This window comes from Streptococcus sp. VTCC 12905 (genome assembly GCF_049893385.1).
Classification (GTDB): domain Bacteria; phylum Bacillota; class Bacilli; order Lactobacillales; family Streptococcaceae; genus Streptococcus; species Streptococcus suis_AA.
In genome coordinates, this window is sequence record NZ_JBMVJC010000010.1 from 1 (window position 1) to 17116 (window position 17116).

17 protein-coding genes and 1 pseudogene are annotated in these 17116 nt (G+C 39.6%); 10 read left to right on the forward strand and 8 right to left on the reverse strand.

Annotated features, from left to right (window positions below; all coding sequences use genetic code 11):
- Positions 1–80 precede the first annotated feature (80 nt).
- Positions 81–273 (reverse strand): annotated as a pseudogene (locus ACPC58_RS05000) (helicase HerA-like domain-containing protein); the annotation flags it as partial.
- Between the two features lie 131 nt (positions 274–404).
- The gene (gla, locus tag ACPC58_RS05005) at positions 405–1250 is read right to left on the reverse strand and encodes an aquaglyceroporin Gla (protein WP_418126757.1); all 846 of its coding nucleotides are present in this window, start codon (positions 1248–1250) and stop codon (positions 405–407) included.
- Between the two features lie 139 nt (positions 1251–1389).
- Here gla and ACPC58_RS05010 point away from each other — a divergent pair, with 139 nt between their 5' ends.
- Positions 1390–2190 carry a formate/nitrite transporter family protein gene (locus tag ACPC58_RS05010; RefSeq protein ID WP_434065423.1) on the forward strand — a complete coding sequence of 267 codons (801 nt, stop codon included), beginning with the start codon at positions 1390–1392 and terminating at the stop codon, positions 2188–2190.
- A gap of 34 nt (positions 2191–2224) precedes the next feature.
- Here ACPC58_RS05010 and ACPC58_RS05015 read toward each other — a convergent pair whose 3' ends face one another.
- Both ACPC58_RS05015 and ACPC58_RS05020 read right to left on the reverse strand, forming a co-directional pair.
- Positions 2225–2920 (reverse strand): LrgB family protein, encoded by a 696-nt coding sequence (locus ACPC58_RS05015; RefSeq protein WP_434065424.1) that lies wholly within the window; start codon positions 2918–2920, stop codon positions 2225–2227.
- Complete coding sequence (locus ACPC58_RS05020; protein ID WP_434065425.1) at positions 2913–3293, reverse strand: CidA/LrgA family protein; 381 nt, start codon at positions 3291–3293, stop codon at positions 2913–2915. The genes ACPC58_RS05015 and ACPC58_RS05020 overlap by 8 nt, the downstream gene beginning before the upstream one ends.
- Before the next feature lie 341 nt (positions 3294–3634).
- Here ACPC58_RS05020 and ACPC58_RS05025 point away from each other — a divergent pair, with 341 nt between their 5' ends.
- From ACPC58_RS05025 to ACPC58_RS05040, 4 genes are all read left to right on the forward strand, one after another.
- Positions 3635–3961, forward strand: a complete 327-nt coding sequence (locus tag ACPC58_RS05025) for a PadR family transcriptional regulator (RefSeq protein WP_171989561.1) — start codon at positions 3635–3637, stop codon at positions 3959–3961.
- On the forward strand, positions 3948–4703 hold the full coding sequence (locus tag ACPC58_RS05030) for a DUF1700 domain-containing protein (protein WP_434065426.1): 756 nt from the start codon (positions 3948–3950) through the stop codon (positions 4701–4703). Before ACPC58_RS05025 ends, ACPC58_RS05030 begins: the two co-directional genes overlap by 14 nt.
- A complete protein-coding gene (locus ACPC58_RS05035; protein WP_434065427.1) occupies positions 4700–5758 on the forward strand; it encodes a DUF4097 family beta strand repeat-containing protein in 1059 nt (352 codons plus the stop codon). The genes ACPC58_RS05030 and ACPC58_RS05035 overlap by 4 nt, the downstream gene beginning before the upstream one ends.
- Positions 5759–5848: 90 nt before the next feature.
- Positions 5849–6355 carry a phosphatidylglycerophosphatase A family protein gene (locus tag ACPC58_RS05040; RefSeq protein ID WP_130554381.1) on the forward strand — a complete coding sequence of 169 codons (507 nt, stop codon included), beginning with the start codon at positions 5849–5851 and terminating at the stop codon, positions 6353–6355.
- 43 nt (positions 6356–6398) lie between these two features.
- Here ACPC58_RS05040 and ACPC58_RS05045 read toward each other — a convergent pair whose 3' ends face one another.
- Positions 6399–8858 (reverse strand): YhgE/Pip family protein, encoded by a 2460-nt coding sequence (locus ACPC58_RS05045; protein WP_434065428.1) that lies wholly within the window; start codon positions 8856–8858, stop codon positions 6399–6401.
- 129 nt (positions 8859–8987) lie between these two features.
- On the opposite strand from ACPC58_RS05045, the gene ACPC58_RS05050 reads away from it, so the two are divergent.
- From ACPC58_RS05050 to ACPC58_RS05065, 4 genes are all read left to right on the forward strand, one after another.
- Positions 8988–9521: a TetR/AcrR family transcriptional regulator gene (locus ACPC58_RS05050; protein WP_434065429.1), complete on the forward strand. Its 534-nt coding sequence runs from the start codon at positions 8988–8990 to the stop codon at positions 9519–9521.
- Between the two features lie 80 nt (positions 9522–9601).
- A complete protein-coding gene (locus ACPC58_RS05055) occupies positions 9602–10585 on the forward strand; it encodes an ABC transporter ATP-binding protein (protein WP_434065430.1) in 984 nt (327 codons plus the stop codon).
- On the forward strand, positions 10578–11357 hold the full coding sequence (locus ACPC58_RS05060; protein WP_172036838.1) for an ABC transporter permease: 780 nt from the start codon (positions 10578–10580) through the stop codon (positions 11355–11357). Before ACPC58_RS05055 ends, ACPC58_RS05060 begins: the two co-directional genes overlap by 8 nt.
- A 1-nt stretch (position 11358) precedes the next feature.
- Positions 11359–12141 (forward strand): ABC transporter permease, encoded by a 783-nt coding sequence (locus tag ACPC58_RS05065; protein WP_217374265.1) that lies wholly within the window; start codon positions 11359–11361, stop codon positions 12139–12141.
- A gap of 507 nt (positions 12142–12648) precedes the next feature.
- On the opposite strand, the gene ACPC58_RS05070 is transcribed toward ACPC58_RS05065, so the two are convergent.
- Genes ACPC58_RS05070 through ACPC58_RS05080 form a run of 3 tightly spaced genes read right to left on the reverse strand, consistent with a single transcriptional unit; the run spans position 12649 to position 15574 of the window.
- A complete protein-coding gene (locus tag ACPC58_RS05070) occupies positions 12649–13455 on the reverse strand; it encodes a Cof-type HAD-IIB family hydrolase (RefSeq protein WP_434065431.1) in 807 nt (268 codons plus the stop codon).
- A 1-nt stretch (position 13456) separates the two neighbouring features.
- Complete coding sequence (locus ACPC58_RS05075) at positions 13457–14293, reverse strand: Cof-type HAD-IIB family hydrolase (protein ID WP_434065432.1); 837 nt, start codon at positions 14291–14293, stop codon at positions 13457–13459.
- Positions 14294–14302: 9 nt separating this feature from the next.
- Positions 14303–15574 carry a CapA family protein gene (locus tag ACPC58_RS05080; RefSeq protein ID WP_277837492.1) on the reverse strand — a complete coding sequence of 424 codons (1272 nt, stop codon included), beginning with the start codon at positions 15572–15574 and terminating at the stop codon, positions 14303–14305.
- 270 nt (positions 15575–15844) lie between these two features.
- Here ACPC58_RS05080 and ACPC58_RS05085 point away from each other — a divergent pair, with 270 nt between their 5' ends.
- Positions 15845–17035, forward strand: coding sequence for a chromate transporter (locus ACPC58_RS05085; RefSeq protein ID WP_434065433.1), 1191 nt, complete (start codon positions 15845–15847; stop codon positions 17033–17035).
- The last annotated feature ends 81 nt before the right edge of the window (positions 17036–17116 follow it).

A 17116-nucleotide genomic window follows, 5' to 3' on the forward strand; every position in this document is an offset into this window, starting at 1 on the left:
ATAAAGAAAGAGAGGACGAAGTTCGTCCTCTCTAGGTGTTAGCTTTTCATCTACCCACTACAGTTGACAAAGAGCCTGAAACTATTCAAGTCGCCCTTGATATCTGATAGGAAGACTGGAATGCCCGCATCACTCAACTGCTCTGCCAAGACCTTTAAGGTTACGGTCTTTCCCTGTACCTGTCGCACCTGCGATGATTCCATGACGATTGAGTCGCTTGAGCTGCATCTCCGCTCGACTGCTTCCATAACCAAAAGCAATAACATCTGACATATTCTAGCCTCTTTTCCGGTTTTTTCTAACTTTATTGTAGCATAGTTTCTAGGAAAATAGCAGAGCAGACAACCGAATCACCTCAGTATCCATAAAACAAAAAAGAAAAACCCGACGAATCGGGTTCACTATTAAAGATACAATAATTTGAAAAGTGCAATAGCAACAATTGCAGCAAGAATTGGAGCACATACACCAACCCAAGCATACCACCATTTTGAATCAGCCTTGTTTTCACCAAGAACAGATTTTGGAAGTAGGGCATGGACGATACGTGGACCAAGGTCACGCGCTGGGTTAAGACCAGGACCTGTTGGTCCACCAACAGCAGCCACAAGAGCCATAACTAGGAAACCAATTCCAATGTGAGCAACAGCAATTGAACCTGATGTATATGGCGCAACCATTGTTTCAGCAACTGTTTTGTCGTAACCTTGTTCAATGACTTTACCAACAAGCTCTCCACCAAAGAAATTCTTAGTCAAAGCAAGAGCACCAAAGAACAATACAAATGAACCAACAAACTCATTCAAGAAACCATTGATCGTTGCCGCTTTACGACTTTCTTTTGTACCATTGTCAAGCGCGTTGATCGTCGAGAATGAACCCAAAATATGGTTTGGATTTTCCGTTTTCATAAAGTATGGTTTATAAACCGTTACAATAACCAATTGACCAAACATTGCACCTAACAATTGAGCAACAATATACTGTGCAACATGTTCCCATGGGAAGAGGCCTGATACTGCCAATCCGAGGGTGAAGGCTGGGTTGATGTGGTTTCCAGAGACATTACCAAACATCAATGCTGGCATCATAACTGCCAAACCATAACCAATCGCAATCAGAATCCAACCAGAGTTGTTTCCCTTAGTGCTTTTAAGGTCAGCGTTTGCAACTGTACCGTTACCAATGATGATGAGGAGTGCAGTCGCAATAAATTCAGTGATATATTTCACTGTCCATGTAACATCCATATTTTTCTAAATTTCCTTTCAAAAGTTGAATTATTTTGGACAACAACCATTTTATCAAGTATAATAAACAAAGTAAAGCTATTCGGTAAAATGAAAACGTTTACTCGAAAAAAGTAGTAGATAAAGTGAGGAGATTAGGATGGGAGCAACCCAAGATACACTACTATATACAATTGAAAAAAGCATTAAGAAAAAAGCAGATTTGTTTGAACACAGCTTTTCTGCCTACGCTGTTCGATCGATGTTAGCCAGCCTCTATCTAGGTTTGGGGATTGTCATTTCTCTTTATACGGCAGATAAACTAAACCACGTCGCAGAAGGGCTCGGAAAATTTAGCTACGGTTTGATGTTTGGTTGGGGATTACTCATGATTTTATATATGAATGCCGAACTTGGAACATCCAACATGATGTATATGACTGTTGCCATTCACCGAAAAACAATTCCTACTAAAATAGCCCTCGAGATGTTGGCAACCTGTATCCTTTTCAATTTCATCGGCGCTGTCCTTGTTTGTTACTTGGTCTCACTGACTCTGCCTTATCAGCACGTTGATGCTCATAGCTACCTATTTGAAGCGACAGTGACAAAACTAGAAAAAACACCTCTTACCCAGTTTATTGAAGGAATCTTTGCTAATATTATTGTGAATATCGGCGTATTTACCTTCTTACGCATCAAAGATGATGCCGGACGTCTCATTTCCGTTATTTTCATCATCTTTATCTTTGCTTTCTTGGGATATGAGCACGTCATCGCAAACTTCTCTCTCTTCTCTTTAGCCTTCTTCTCAAATGGTGGACCAGTTGAGGGAATGAACCTATTAAGTGTATTAAGCAATTTCCTCTTTTCTGGACTAGGAAACTACGTTGGTGGCGGTCTCTTTATCGGACTTCTTTATAGTTGGTTGAATAATCAATCCAAACTTTATGTAGACTAAAAAAACTACGGTTGGAATTCCAATCGTAGTTTTTTTATTGTAAGATAATCTGCGCAACTATAGGACTAATCACCACATACATGATGCCTGTAATCCCAATAGCTAAGCCAGCCATCGCCCCTTGCGTATGCCCATATTTTATCGCTGTACCCGTTCCAATGGCATGTCCTGTTCCTCCCAAAGCAAGACCAACAGCTACCGGGTCTTCAATTTTTAGTAGCTTTAAAAAGACCGGACCAAGAACACTTGTCAGAATCCCTGTTGCAACAACGACTACAAGAGTAACTGTTGCTATTCCTTGCATTTTATCAGTAATACCAACAGCCATAGCAGTGGTGACAGATTTTGGAAAAAGAGAGATTGCTAGAAAAAAATCCATCCCAAACCATTTGGCAATCAGGGCAGTAAAGACAGTATTGACAATACAAGCAGCAAAAATTCCCAATAAAATACTTCGAATGTGATGTTTCATTAGATGGAAAGAACGATATAAAGGAATTCCTAGAGCTACCGTTGAAGGCACAATAAGCATATTTAGATAGGAACCTCCTGCATAATATTCCTTATAGGAAATACCTGTCATTTTTAAAAAGACAATAATCAATCCTGTAGCTACCAACAGTGGGGTACTGATTGGATGAGGAAATCTCCGATAGATCAGCATTCCAATTAAATATGCTGCAATTGATAACATAATACCAAAAATAGGATTGGAAAAAAGTTCAGTCATGAATTCCCTCCGCATCAACGTAGTCGCCCTCAAACTGCTGCTTCACAAATTGGACAACAAAACCAATTACTAAGATATTTAAAAAAATGGCGCCTAAGATGACGATGATAATAGGAAGTAAATACTCTTTAATTGCATCAAATCTCTCCATAATCCCAACCGCTGCAGGCAAAAAAAGAATGGTCATGTTAGCCAGCAAAAAATTTCCAACCGTATGAATGTGGCGAAGACGAATTAATTTGAACTCTAGGGCTAAGAATAGGAGGATTAAACCAATGATACTTCCCGGAATAGGAAGATGAAAAATAATCGAAATAGCTTCCCCTAAAAATGAAAATACCAAAATAATCATAAACTGAACATATAATTTCATTCCATTCCTCCATTCAACTCCTATGGCCGTTTGTAATACACGAATCATGTCCCCTACATTAACAATTCCTTCATTTCAGATAACCTTCACAGTATGAAATCATAAAAATTGCTATTCCATACATTAAGTTTACTACTCTGAAATTATTTTTCAAGGCGATAAAACGTTTACACCTGAAATCCCTTGAAAATAGTTTGCGGATATTTTTTACATATAAACGCTTGACAAGATTGGTTTACGGGTGTATATTTTATATATATTGAAATTTTATATATAAAAGATAAAAGCATATATCAAAATAATACTCAAGATTGCCAAAATAAGTGAAAGGAGTGACAGCCATGCATTTTCCAGTTCCTGCTGTGCTGACAGAATTTCTCATCATGGCCATTTTAGAGTCAAATGATTCTTATGGTTATGAAATTTGTCAGACCATTAAGCTGATTGCCAACATCAAGGAGTCCGCCCTCTATCCCATCCTAAAGCGATTGGAGCAAAATGACTTTTTAACGACCTACTCCCGTGAATACCAGGGAAGAATGAGGAAATATTATAGTTTGACCCAATTGGGGCACGAAGAATTGGTCCGATTAAAAGATGACTGGGATACATATACTAACACGATAAACGGCATTATAGAAGGGAGCGTCCGTCATGACAAGAACTGAATACATGGCTCAATTGGAAAAATATTTGAAAAAATTGCCTCATAAAGAATTCCAAGAAGCCATTACTTTTTTCAATGAATATTTTGACGAAGCTGGTCCAGAAAAAGAAACCGCAATCATGGAGGAATTAGGTTCCCCGAAAGAAGCAGCCAGTGAGTTGATTACCAATATATTAAACCGCCATATTCAAGTTGAGGACGTTCAAGAAGTGGATGATGAACCAATCAACTATAAACCACTATACATAGTAGCCGGTCTTGTCCTTGCCCTCTTACTATCTGTATTTTTCCTCTTTATCGAACCCCTCTTTGGCATCGCTGGGATTTTTATCACTTCGATTGCAGGAGCCTTTTACTTAGGAAAAAACTTTCAAGAAGTTAGAAAAGCAAAAAAAGTTATCTGGTTAGCCATGCTGGCCATCGTTACACTTCCAATTGCCATACCCGTTCTCCTTGTCTTACTTGGTGCCTTAGTAGCTCTCGTCTTGCTGATAATTGGTTTCATCATGGGAGGATTCGTTCTCGGTGTCGGACTATTTGTCAGTGGAGGCTATCTTATCTGGGAAGGATTTAGTCTACTTTCACATGGCATCAGTGTATTCTTACTAGGATTCGGTAGTGGCTTAACCATGTTAGGCGGAGCGTTATTAGTCTGTCTAGTGACTCTTATTTTTGCCTATTGGTCTTGGAAACTAGTTAAAGCTTTTTTCCAATGGATATTGAAAAGAGGTAAACGAGCATGAAAAAGAAATTACTCATTGCCAGCATTACTGGTTTTGTCTGCTTGATACTCGGTTTGATTATGACAGGGATTGGCTTCTTCTCTGGAGGGGTTGATCAATTAAGTAATGTCGTGAAACCAACCTACAAAGAGCAATCCTACAAGCAATTAGACTCTGTTCTAATCAACAGTGGATGGGAACGATCCATTCGTATCATCGAATCTGAAGACAGTGACTATCACGTTCGGTACCATGATTTTGAAAAAGGGTTCCAACTTCCCTTCCAAGTTACAGAAAATGATGGAGAATTGATTCTTGATTCTATTGTTTCTGATTTCAAAATCAGCGGTATCATGCAGTTTCTTGCAGAGACCGTTGCTACTCGTAACTACGAGAATCTAGAGGTTACCATCGAAATCCCAAAAGGAAAAATACTAAAAAGATTGGAATCTGGTACGAATGGTGAACTTTCTATAGAAGGCATCCATATCGAACAAGTTTCACTTTATGGCAGTACGTCCATTATCCAATCTACTATCGAAAATGGGAGCATTAATACGGACTATGGTAATATCTATGTTGAAGATTCTACTCTTAAAAATATAACTGTGACTGGATATGCAAGTAGCTTCCATATTTCTGACAGTCAACTTGAAAACACTGAATGGGATGCATACGATCGCATGGATACTACCAACATCACCGTGATTGGTGAAAATAGTTTTACGGGCAACGAGGAATATCCACACACAAATGCACGTATCAATTTATCTGAGAAAAGCCAAAAGGAGGCTCTGCTTACTGCAGAACTATCCATCGATGAACGAAAACTTTTCTATTATGGAGAAAGCAACCTGACGGATGAAGAAATTGGGAATCTCATAAAAGAAGATGCCAATTTACAGGAACAATTAAAAGAGATTGGAATCTTCCCTGAGGGCGTTTATAAGGACCAAACAGTTACCGTTGAAGACACCAAACAAACTTTTACAAGTGGGAAAAAAGATAGCAAGAATAAATTGACTATTACTTCCACAAATGGAGTCATTCAGCTTGGTAAAGAATGGTCGCCCTAAACACTGGCAGATATCGTCGAGATACATTACTGAATAATATCTGTATTTTTTACCAAAAAGACTCAATCACACACTAAGGAGGACTCATTTATGTCAACTAAACCTCTTCAGATTTACTCCTATGATCTCTTGAAAGAACGAGGTGTTCAACTTGAGGATATTGCTGACCTAGTCATGCATCTACAAAATAAGTATATCCCACATTTGACACAATCAGAATGCTTAGAAAACGTTGAGGCAGTATTAACGAAGCGAGAGGTACAAAACGCAATTATTACTGGAATCGAATTGGATAAATTAGCTGAACAAGGAGCACTTTCTCAACCCCTTCAGTCTATTCTGATGACAGATGAGGGGTTGTATGGAATTGATGAAATTATGGGATTGTCAATCGTCAATCTTTACGGTACGATTGGCTTTACCAACTATGGATATTTAGACAAATCAAAACCAGGAATCATCGCCAAACTCAATAGCAAGGATGGGGTGCATTGTCATACTTTTCTAGACGATATCGTTTGCGCAATTGCAGCCGCTGCTGCTAGTCGAATCGCACATAACGACCCCGATAAAAGTGCAATTACCAACCAAAATTAACTGAAAAACCAACTGTCCACATTGTGAGCAGTTGGTTTTCTAATTATTCATTATTCTGATTATAAATCAAGAGACCTAATCCCATGAAGCCTACTAAGAAGAGGCTCAGCATCCAAACTTGATGACTACTATTTCCAGCCATAGAAATGGTTTGACGAAGACCTGAAACAGAATACGTCATTGGAAGATAGGGCTGAATGACTTGGAAGAAGCGTGGGCTAAGTTCGATCGGATAGGTACCTGCGCTTGAACCCAGTTGCAATAACAAGATAATTAAACTTGCAAAGGAACCGAACCGATTATTCCAGCCCACCAAGGCTGTAACGAGGGCCATAAAGGTCCATGAGGCCAAAAGAATTAATCCCAAGGTTGCCATTGGATGAGCCGGATCAACCCCAATTAACAGAAGAACTCCATATAAAATCAGTGCTGCCAGACTGGCAATTGCGCCATTCAATAACAGTTTCCCTTTAGCCCAATCCCAACGATTTTTGTAGGAACGATTATCAATGTGTTTGACAAAAATAACATTCGTAGATAAGGCTGCAACCATTAGTGCGACAGATACCATATAAGGAGCCATTCCGACACCGTTGGTCTTCACATCATCTTGGTCACTGTGTTCCAAGGTGACTGGTTGAGAAACTGCTTGTGCATTTTTGTCTTCTACAGAGATGACTGATAGTTGTTGACTGGCTGAACTGAGTGAATTTGTTAAGGTTTCACTGCCGACAAGTAGGGTCGAAATACCACTTGTCAAGGTTTGCCCACCACTAGCTAATTGATCCGCACCAGCAATTAATTGCTGACTACCAGAAGCCAGTTGCCCTGAACCACTGACAAGTTGACTAGAGTTAGCAGCTAAGGTTGCCAATCCTGATGTTAACTGGCTACCTCCAGATTGGATACTACTATTGTTAGCAACCAACTGAGCTCCACCCTCTGCTAGTTGGGCAACACCTGCTGTATATGCTGTCACCCCTGACATGAGTTGACTAGCTCCACTTGACAGTTGCGTTTGAAGTTGACTCACACCACTCGTCAAGGCTTGAGTTCCTGGTAGAACTTGCTTGTTCAAAGCTGTGTTGACCTGACTTAAGCCACTTGATAGGTTTTTAATGGCTGTTGTAGCACCTGGTAATGCCTGATTGGCAGCCGTGTTGATCTGACCGACAGCTGATTGCAATTGACCTAACTGCGTTCCAAGACCAGAAAGACTTTGTAGACTAGATAAGGCTTGACTCAGTTGAGATAATTGGCCCAAAATCGTTTGGGCTGCTGCCACTGTTGTAGAAGGCGAATTTTGGAGGGCTCCAACCAATTCAGCTTGCTGATCAGCTGTCAAGCTTTGATAGGTAGCCGTTGCTTGTAAGGCTGCAATGCTGGCTGTTTTATCGGCTTGTGCTGTAGTTAACAATCCTTGAGCTTGAGCACCCATCTCCGTCAAGAGACTAGATAGAGTAGTGGTATTCACTGCAACTCCTCCGATACTTGATAGGCTATCATTTAATTGGTTGATGGCCACTTGCAACTGAGGAAGCCCTGTCAATAAGGACTGTATCTGACTAGACTGTTCGGCAGACAAACTAGTTGAACTAGCGAGTTGCTCCAAGCCTGCCTGCAATTGATTGGCTCCTGTTACCAGTTGTTCAACCTGACTTGCTCCTGATTTTAATTGTCCCACCCCAGCGATGAGCTGAGAGGAATTGGCATTTATTTGTTCCGCACCTGAAGCAAGACTCGCTACCCCATTTGTGTAGGTGGTTAAGCCACTGGAAAGTGTTTGACTTCCTGAAGCAGCCTGATTGACTCCATCTGTATATGACACAACTCCGGTGGCCAATTGGTTTGCTCCTGTCACGAGTGATTGGCCTGATGAAGATAAGGTAGATAGGCCTGATGATAGAGTCTGACTTCCGGTTTCTAATTGACTAGCTCCATCTTTCAATTGTTGACTTCCATCTGCCGCCTCAACCATACCAGATTGAATCTCTCCCATGCTGTCAAAAACAGCCGAGGTGTATGTTTCAGTAATCGTCTCTGAAACAGATGCTTTCAATTTTTCCATAGCTGATTCACTCATCTTTGAGGCGACAAAGCTGTGACCTTTAGAGGTTTGATAGGAAATTGTTAGATGCTCTGGCTGGTCCGTTAAGAGACTAGATGCTTTTTCTGACAAATCTTCTGGTAGGGTAATGACCATATAATAGTCCCCTTCTTCCAAACCTTTTTCTGCATCTTTTTCTGATACAAAGTGGAAATCCAGACTCTTGCTTTCTTTCATATCATCCACCATATCATCACCAATGGTTAAGGTTTTATCTTGAAAGGTTGCAGACTGATCTTGGTTTACAACTGCTACAGGTAGCTGATCCAATCGTCCATAAGGATCCCACATAGAGGTTAGGAAACTAAGATTGTATAAGGCCGGGACACAAGCTATACCAATAATGGTAATCAAGGTCATTGGTCTAGTGAAAAAATTTTTTACTTTTTCTGACATAAAAACTCCTCCTCTTTAGACACCCTGTCTAAAAACTGATAAAATACATTATACAAGTATCATTTTCAAAATCAAGTAGGAAGAATTGTTTTTAGACAATGTGTCTAAAAATGTTCAAAAGGAGAGAATATGGAAACAGATAATCGAAAAGAACGAACTCGTCAAGCCATTTTAGAAGCAATGGTGACTTGCTTAGAAACTCAAGGATTTAATGAGATTACAACCACCCATCTCGCTCAGACAGCAGGAATTAGTCGCTCAAGTTTTTATACCCATTATAAGGATAAGTATGAATTGATTGACTCCTACCAACAAGGCTTATTTCACAAGTTAGAGGCCATATTTGATCGCTATGATGGAAATCGACAGTCCTCTTTCTTAGAAATTTTTGAACTACTCTACCGTGAAAAACTATTATCATCCTTACTGACCCATAATGGTACCCAAGAAATCCAAAATTTCCTCATCAACAAAGTACGATTGCTCATTTCAAATGATTTGGCTGAACGTTTGGGTAAAGAGGATCTATCCTCACTCGAAAAAGAATATCGGAGTATCTACTTTTCCCACGCCTTCTTTGGAATTGTACAAGCATGGATAAAAAACGGGAAGCAAGAATCTCCTCAATATATGACCGATTTCCTTATTAAAATGTTGCCGTAATGCTTCATTTTTCGTTCCAAATCTCCTTAATTGTGTTATACTAACTGTTGCGCAAACGTTTTCAGTGAGGAGATTCAGATATGATTCAAGCAGAGCATCTATCAAAAACTTATTCAGTTATAGATAAAGAAGTCGGTTTAAAAGGATCAATTAAAGCCTTTTTCAAACCAAAGAAAAAATTAATTCCAGCAGTTCAAGACATTTCCTTGCAAGTTGAGAAAGGAGAAATTATTGGATATATTGGCTCAAATGGTTCTGGTAAGTCAACCACAATCAAAATGTTAACTGGAGTCTTATTTCCTGACCAAGGACAAGTCCGCATCAACGGGTTGAACCCACAAGAGCAGCGTAAGGAAGTGAATAAGCAAATTGGCGTCCTCTTTGGGCAAAAATCGCATCTTGATTGGAATTTACCCGTACAGGAATCTTTTATTCTACACGCCAAAATTTATGATGTTCCAGATCAGCTATTTAAAGAGAGATTAACTGTATTGATTGACTTATTGGATTTGTCAGACATCATGAAGCAACCTATCCGTAATCTCTCTTTAGGACAACGAGTTCGCTGTGAATTTGCAGCTATCTTTATTCACCAACCTGCCGTTGTCTTTTTGGACGAACCGACCATCGGCTTGGATGCCAGCGTAAAGGAGACTATTCGCTCCTTTATTCGCTACATGAATCAGCAATATCAAACCACCTTTTTGATTACTTCCCACGATATGAAGGACATTGAGAGTCTCTGTGAGCGGATTTTCATCATTGATAAAGGCAAAAAAGTTTACGATGGTTCTCTGACCATTCTAAAAGAACGGTTTTCCACTATCAAAACCATCCTTTTTTCCACAGAAAAACCAATTGAACAGGACTTACAATTGGAAGGCTTGGAATTTGTTCGTAAAGATGATTTTCACTTTGAAATTCACTACCAAAGTAAATTTTGGACCAGTGCTCAGGTGATTGAGCAAGTCTTCAATCACTTTACTGTGGAAGATGTTACCATGAAAGATTTGGAAATTGAAACCATGGTCCGCCAAATTTATGAGGAGGGTATTCATGCGTAAATATTTCTATATGACCCGCCTGACTATGATGACTGCCATGCAATACAAGGCTTTCTTTCTAGCAACCTTCGTTTCACTGGCAGTGAAGATCTTGGTGGCTCTCTATGTCTGGAAAACTATTTTCTTTACTCAATCTGAAGTCAACGGTTTTACCTTGCAGACTTTTACCACTTATATTATTTTCGCGAATTTACTAGCCAGTTTGAATTCTTTCTCACTGGGTGAAGATTTATCTTATAGTATTTTGAAAGGGAGCATTGCTGGAGAATTTCTCAGACCCTACTCCTTTATCCTAGCCCTCTTTTTCAAAGATTTAGGAAATAAACTGTTGGAACTCTTTAAATTTGGACTAGTATTTATCGGAATCTTGCTTGTTCATCAAGATTTCTATTTGCCTGATGGGAAAACACTACTCCTTTTTCTCGTCAGCTCCATCCTCGGCATGTTTATCGTCCAGCTACTTGATATGGCTTTTGGATTTTTGGCTTTTTTTACAGTCAACGCTTGGGGCGTTATGCTCTTAAGAACCGGTCTCTTCAATCTAGCCTCTGGAGCACTCTTGCCACTCAGCTTTTATCCAAAGGCCGTGGAAAACTTTTTAAAGCTATTGCCCTATAATTATGCTGTTAATGTCCCTATCTCCATTTTACTTGGGCAAGAAAGCGATCTAAGGGCTTTGGGCTTGCAAGTTCTTTGGATACCTTTTCTCGCTATTTTTATTGTAGGCCTTTGGTCTCAAGCCAAACGACGCATTGTCATTTTTGGAGGTTAACATGAAAAAATATATCAGCCTCTACTTGTATAATATCAAAGTCTTCATGATGGCTCAGATGTCATTTCGCGTGGACTTCTTTATCGGGCTCTTCTCCTCTTTGATTGAACAAATTGTCTATCTCATTTTCCTCAACATTCTCTTTGGAAACATTAAGGAAATTGCCGGTTTCAATTACGGCCAAATGCTTTTCATCTATGGAATTGCAACAGTCGGTCGATCTATTCACTTAATTTTCTTTGATAATCTTTGGGTATTTGGTAGTCGCTATATCCGACAGGGAGAATTTGAACGACTCATATTGATGCCTGTCAATCCACTCTTTCAACTCATTTGTGAACGAATTCAGCCACAAGGAATTGGAACGACGCTTATCGGTTCCATTGCCCTCTTTCAAGCTTCCAAAGAACTTGGCCTGGAATGGAGTCTTGGCAAACTAATCTTACTCATTTTTATTACAATTTGTATTGGCCTACTCTATGCAGCAATACAGCTTGGACCTACTGCTCTAGCTTTTTGGATTGTAGAGTCTTTTCCATTAACTATGGGTATTTTTTCCCTCAATCAGATGGCCCAATATCCTCTAAATATCTATCCAAAAATCATTCAAATTCTTCTGATATTTGTCTTTCCTTACGCCTTTACAGCTTATTTCCCAGCACTCTATTTTTTAGATTTATCTATGTGGGGACTGGCCTTGCCACTTGTCCTTATCGTCATATTTAGCATCAATTACAAAATCTTCCGCTACGGCATGACCAAATTCACCAGTGTAGGTGGTTAAAGAAGTCCGGGGGACTTCTTTAAGTTGGAAATAAAAGACAGCGGAGCTGGATGTCTGTAGCTGAAGTCCGGGGGATTTCTTTAAGTTGGAAATAAAAGACAGCGGAGCTGGATGTCAGTAGCTGAAGTCCGGGGGACTTCTTTAAGTTGGAAATAAAAGACAGCGGAGCTGGATGTCTGTAGCTGAAGTCCGGGGGACTTCTTTAAGTTGGAAATAAAGTCAGTGACCGTTGCTTTTTGAGTGTTTTAGTTTGGTTTTAGTCCTAGGCGACAAGCTACAGACAGTACGGCCTTCACCTCAGTTCCTTATCAGACTAGGCGACGCTGATGCAGATAGAGCCCTGTTACTATTTTATTTCAAGGTAACAGGCTGAAAGGCTCCACTGGAGCCTTTCACTCATCAAATCAAGTCAACAACATCTGCTTTTGATTTTTGAAGAGTATAATCTAAATGACGATATCATTACCTACTAAAACAGCTTGACCGCCTTTAAGCAGTCAAGCTGTTTTAGTTTGAGGTCAGCAGTACTTGTTCAACCACTTCTAATACTCCTGATTGATTATTTGAAGGAGCGACAAATTTTGCTGCTCTAATCACTTCCTCTGGACTACCTTCCATCGCATAGGAATATTTAGCATATTCAAGCATTTCTAAATCGTTACCACTATCACCAAAGACCATTACTTCATCAGGAGAAATCCCCCATCGACGGGCAAGAAAGTCTAAAGCGACACCCTTATTCACTCCAGGAGGAATAATATCAATAAAACCAAATCCACTTGACACAGCACGAGCTTGTCCGTGAGTAGCCTGATTCAGTTCCTCCAATAATGCTGAAACTGTCTCTTTAGGTAGATTAAGAGTAATCAGCGTAATCTCATCATCTGGTAACTGCAAGAGGCTTTCCACCTCCTCACAGACAAAATTATGACCTTGAATTAATTGTTTAAAATCATCCTTCACATCTTTTGCATAATAAAGTGCTTTAAAACCACTAACGGAACAAGATTTAAGTAAATCTTTTTGATGTAATATTTCCAGTACTCGCTCAACAACAGGCTTCTCAAAATGTGTATCAAAAATTCTAACACCATTTTCCACAATAACGGCACCCACTTCAGAAACAATAGTCATATGATTTCCCTCTTCCGTAAAAAAAGAACGAATCTGTTGGTATTGGTTTCCAGAAATGGCCGCTACTCTAATCCCCTGTTCTTGTAGTTGTTTAAATATTCTCTTGAATCTTGAACGATCATAATCGTTTTGTGAGTTTAGAAAAGTTCCATCCATATCAAAAGCAACTAAGCGAATCATATTATTCTTCCTTTCCAATATAATTTTCTATTACACGAAAAACACCAGCTTGACTATGGTGGGGAGCCAAGTATTTTGCAACAGCTTTAACATTGTCAGTCGCATTTTCCATAGCATAGGAGTACCCTACGTAGGACAATAATTCGATATCATTGTCTGAATCACCAAATGCCATCACGTGTTCAGGATCAATCCCTAAACTGTTCAAAACTTGCTCCAAGCCCCAAGCCTTATGAATACCATGTGGTAAGATATCAATTGAGCCATAACCGCTTGTTACTGCAACTAATCGACCTTGAAAAGCCTGATTAAACCACTCAGTTAGTTGATCTACGCGATTTTCAGTCACCCATAGACCGACCTTATAAATCGGATCAGTGGTGGGATAAGTATTGAGATTTTCTAAGTATTTCACTCGATTTTGGAAAGCAGCCATTTGTGCAGGCTCGATTGGTAAATCAGTTCCTGCAAAAGGCATATTTGCTCCTACCTGCATATAAATATTTTCTTCATTTGATAACATCAGACACACGTCAGCCCATTGACCACTGAAAAAATCTAAAATAGCCTTCGTTTCCTCTTGCAGAATAGTACGACGAATAAGTGTTTTACCATTCTGATAGACATGAGCCCCATTATCTGCTACAAAGATTAGTCGGTCTTCAAATCCTTTACAAAGTTGCAGTAATCTAACCATTCCATTGCCGCTAGCAATCACAAAAGGAATATTTTTTTGATTTAACTGATTCAAAATGATAGAAAAACGTTCTTTATCAAAACTTCCCTGACCATCTAAAAATGTTCCATCCATATCTGTTGCGATTAATTCAACCGTCATTTTTTCTCCTTACCAGTTTAAGTTAACAAAATCTTTCATTTCCTGATAGGCTGTATCCACACGCGCCTGTGTCTCAGGGTCCAATTGTCCATAATACTGCCCACCAGCAATCCAATCTTCTAATATATAGGTTTGATAAGTGAATTGTTCATAGCCTTCTGTTGAATAAGTACCCTTTGAAACACGACTAACCCAGGTGGGATGAGCTTGAGCTGCTTGAATACTTGTCTGACCATCCTTTTTCTGAATGGTCACATCCATTAGAACACCTCTCTCAGTCCACTGGGCATTAGGGGTATCTCCCATGGTTTCTATACGCTGATTAGACAGAAAATTTCCCATAGAATAGATAATCAATTTTTTCTGGCCGTCTTTCTCAATAATTTCAGCTGGTTCAACCACATGAGGATGTCCTCCAAAAATGATGTCTGCTCCCCAGTCTACCATTTCCCGATATAGACTCGTCTGTTCTTCCGTTGGTTGCAACTGGTATTCCACACCCGTCTGGGGCATGACAATGGTAATGTCCGCCTCTTTTTCAGCCTGTTCAATCTCTTTTTGCATCTTTTCTTGATTGAAATCTGATAAATATGCATCATATTCCTCTTGACTCAGCAAAGCCTCCATCCCATTGAAACCATATGCATAGGCTAATACTGCAATTCGAATACCATTTACCTCACGAATATAGACTGGAGCAGTTGACCGATTTCCGTCGGAAAAGACTCCAACCGTGTCCACCCCAGCTTGCTGGAAAGCATTAACTGTGGAAATCAGACCTGAAAGATGAGAATCTAGGATATGATTGTGAGCCAAGTCCACCAAGTCATAGCCTGCATCATGAATATTGGTGGCAACGATGCTAGGGGCATTAAAAAGTGGATACCCCGCCAAATCAAAATCTGGCGAAATAGTCCCTTCAAAATCTGCAATAGCAAAATCTGCCTGGTCTATCCAGGGCTTGACATAGGTAAAATTCTCCGAAAAATCATAACTCCCATCAAATTGCTCTGACCCTCGAAGAATTGGTAAATGATACAGTAAATCCCCATGGGCCATAATCCGAACAGTATCTACTGTTGAAGCATGACTTGATGGCGTGACCTTACTAGACTCAGTTTGTTGTTTTTCTGCCGGCTGACTTTTTCCTGATGTGAAATATTCATTTAAAAGTATGATAGACAACAATACTCCGGCTAATGCACAAATGAAGAAAAAGTGTCCTCTTGTCCGTGATACTGCTCGTCTATTTCTGCGACCATAGCTAGTTCTTCTTCCCATATCAATCCTCCTCATATTAAGTCCTTTACTTACTTATTATACGACTTTTTCAACGAAAAATCTAAAACAATAGTGTTCACAGACGATAAAAAAACAACCAATAGAAACATAGCATATCCTATCTATCTCTTAAAAAGGATATAAAAGGAGCAACATAAGTGTTTCAGTAAGTTCTGGACTGTATTCAGTTGTTGCTCCAATCAAATTGTTTCGAATTTTGTGAATAAGTATGATAGACTGAAAGAATAGGAACTGTTACAGGAGAATGATATGAAACAAGCTATTGAGACACGTGAGTTCATAAAAACCGTCGTTATCTGTACTCTTGCATCTTACGGGGGACCAGAAGCCCATTATGGCGTTTTCAGTAAAGAAATGGTTGAAAAAAAGAAGTACATTAGCCAGGAAGAATTGACTGAACTGATTGGCATATTTTCATTGCTCCCAGGACCTTCTAGTACTCAAACGATTACTGCGATAGGATACCGTGTAGGTGGTCCAGTAATAGCTCTCACAACACTTGGCATATGGATAATGCCAGCCCTCTTTACGATGAGCCTTTTAGGAATTATTTTAGATTGGTTGACATATCATCAACAATGGCAGTCGTTACTGACCTTTCTTCCTGCAACAGCGATTGCCTTTATTACTTACGCTGCTATTCAACTAACCCGCAAGGTTATTCACTCCAAAAATGATGGGCTTGAGTATCTTCTCTTTTGTTGCTTGGCTTTTCTTTTTATTCCCTGGTCTGTCTGGATGGTACTTGCATTGTTGCTATTCGGTGGTTTCTTAGGAATCCTTCCAAATCTTTTCAAGGTCCGAGATGAAATGAAGCAAGTAACAACGCATAGCAAGCCCAAGTGGTTTTTAGTTGGAATCATCCTTTTACTAGCTGTTTCTTTTGAGTCTGCAACTTTTTTCTGGGGTGGAAATATCTCCTTATTTTCTTCCATATACCGTTATGGTTATTCCGTCATTGGTGGTGGTCAGGTCATGATTCCTCTAATGATCCAAGATTTAGTTAATGGACAACATTTCCTAAACCAAATTGACTTCTTAGCAGGTTATACATTAGATCAAGCTGTTCCCGGACCCCTTTTTAGTTTTGCTGCATTTGTTACTTCACGCTCATTAACAGGCTCACCTTTTCTTATTCTATTGCTAGGTATGGTTGGAGGAGCACTGATCTTTCTGCCCGGGACATTATTGGTCTTTTTCGCAACTCCACTATGGCAAGAATACCGCAACTTGCACTATGTACGACATTTTCTAAAAGGTGTCTCAATTGTCGTTGCTGCGATCATTACATGGACTGCCTTCAAACAAATGCCACTACTCAATGATTCGCTTAGTATGTGGTTGGTCTTCCTCGCCTCACTGGCTTTTCTTCTTTATAAAAAAATACCTGCTCCACTCATTGTGATGGCAAGCCTATTATTAGGCCTCTTATGGGGATAATTGGTTTCCAACAATAGAAAACAAAAACCGGCAGTATGCTTACTAAGATCAGTTATTGAAACTGTCTACAAGAGTATACTT

Coding starts and splice junctions, on each gene's coding strand:
- gla (WP_418126757.1), bottom strand. CDS start 1,250: ATGGATGTTACATGGACAGTGAAATATATCACTGAATTTATTGCGACT.
- ACPC58_RS05010 (WP_434065423.1), top strand. CDS start 1,390: ATGGGAGCAACCCAAGATACACTACTATATACAATTGAAAAAAGCATT.
- ACPC58_RS05015 (WP_434065424.1), bottom strand. CDS start 2,920: ATGACTGAACTTTTTTCCAATCCTATTTTTGGTATTATGTTATCAATT.
- ACPC58_RS05020 (WP_434065425.1), bottom strand. CDS start 3,293: ATGAAATTATATGTTCAGTTTATGATTATTTTGGTATTTTCATTTTTA.
- ACPC58_RS05025 (WP_171989561.1), top strand. CDS start 3,635: ATGCATTTTCCAGTTCCTGCTGTGCTGACAGAATTTCTCATCATGGCC.
- ACPC58_RS05030 (WP_434065426.1), top strand. CDS start 3,948: ATGACAAGAACTGAATACATGGCTCAATTGGAAAAATATTTGAAAAAA.
- ACPC58_RS05035 (WP_434065427.1), top strand. CDS start 4,700: ATGAAAAAGAAATTACTCATTGCCAGCATTACTGGTTTTGTCTGCTTG.
- ACPC58_RS05040 (WP_130554381.1), top strand. CDS start 5,849: ATGTCAACTAAACCTCTTCAGATTTACTCCTATGATCTCTTGAAAGAA.
- ACPC58_RS05045 (WP_434065428.1), bottom strand. CDS start 8,858: ATGTCAGAAAAAGTAAAAAATTTTTTCACTAGACCAATGACCTTGATT.
- ACPC58_RS05050 (WP_434065429.1), top strand. CDS start 8,988: ATGGAAACAGATAATCGAAAAGAACGAACTCGTCAAGCCATTTTAGAA.
- ACPC58_RS05055 (WP_434065430.1), top strand. CDS start 9,602: ATGATTCAAGCAGAGCATCTATCAAAAACTTATTCAGTTATAGATAAA.
- ACPC58_RS05060 (WP_172036838.1), top strand. CDS start 10,578: ATGCGTAAATATTTCTATATGACCCGCCTGACTATGATGACTGCCATG.
- ACPC58_RS05065 (WP_217374265.1), top strand. CDS start 11,359: ATGAAAAAATATATCAGCCTCTACTTGTATAATATCAAAGTCTTCATG.
- ACPC58_RS05070 (WP_434065431.1), bottom strand. CDS start 13,455: ATGATTCGCTTAGTTGCTTTTGATATGGATGGAACTTTTCTAAACTCA.
- ACPC58_RS05075 (WP_434065432.1), bottom strand. CDS start 14,293: ATGACGGTTGAATTAATCGCAACAGATATGGATGGAACATTTTTAGAT.
- ACPC58_RS05080 (WP_277837492.1), bottom strand. CDS start 15,574: ATGGGAAGAAGAACTAGCTATGGTCGCAGAAATAGACGAGCAGTATCA.
- ACPC58_RS05085 (WP_434065433.1), top strand. CDS start 15,845: ATGAAACAAGCTATTGAGACACGTGAGTTCATAAAAACCGTCGTTATC.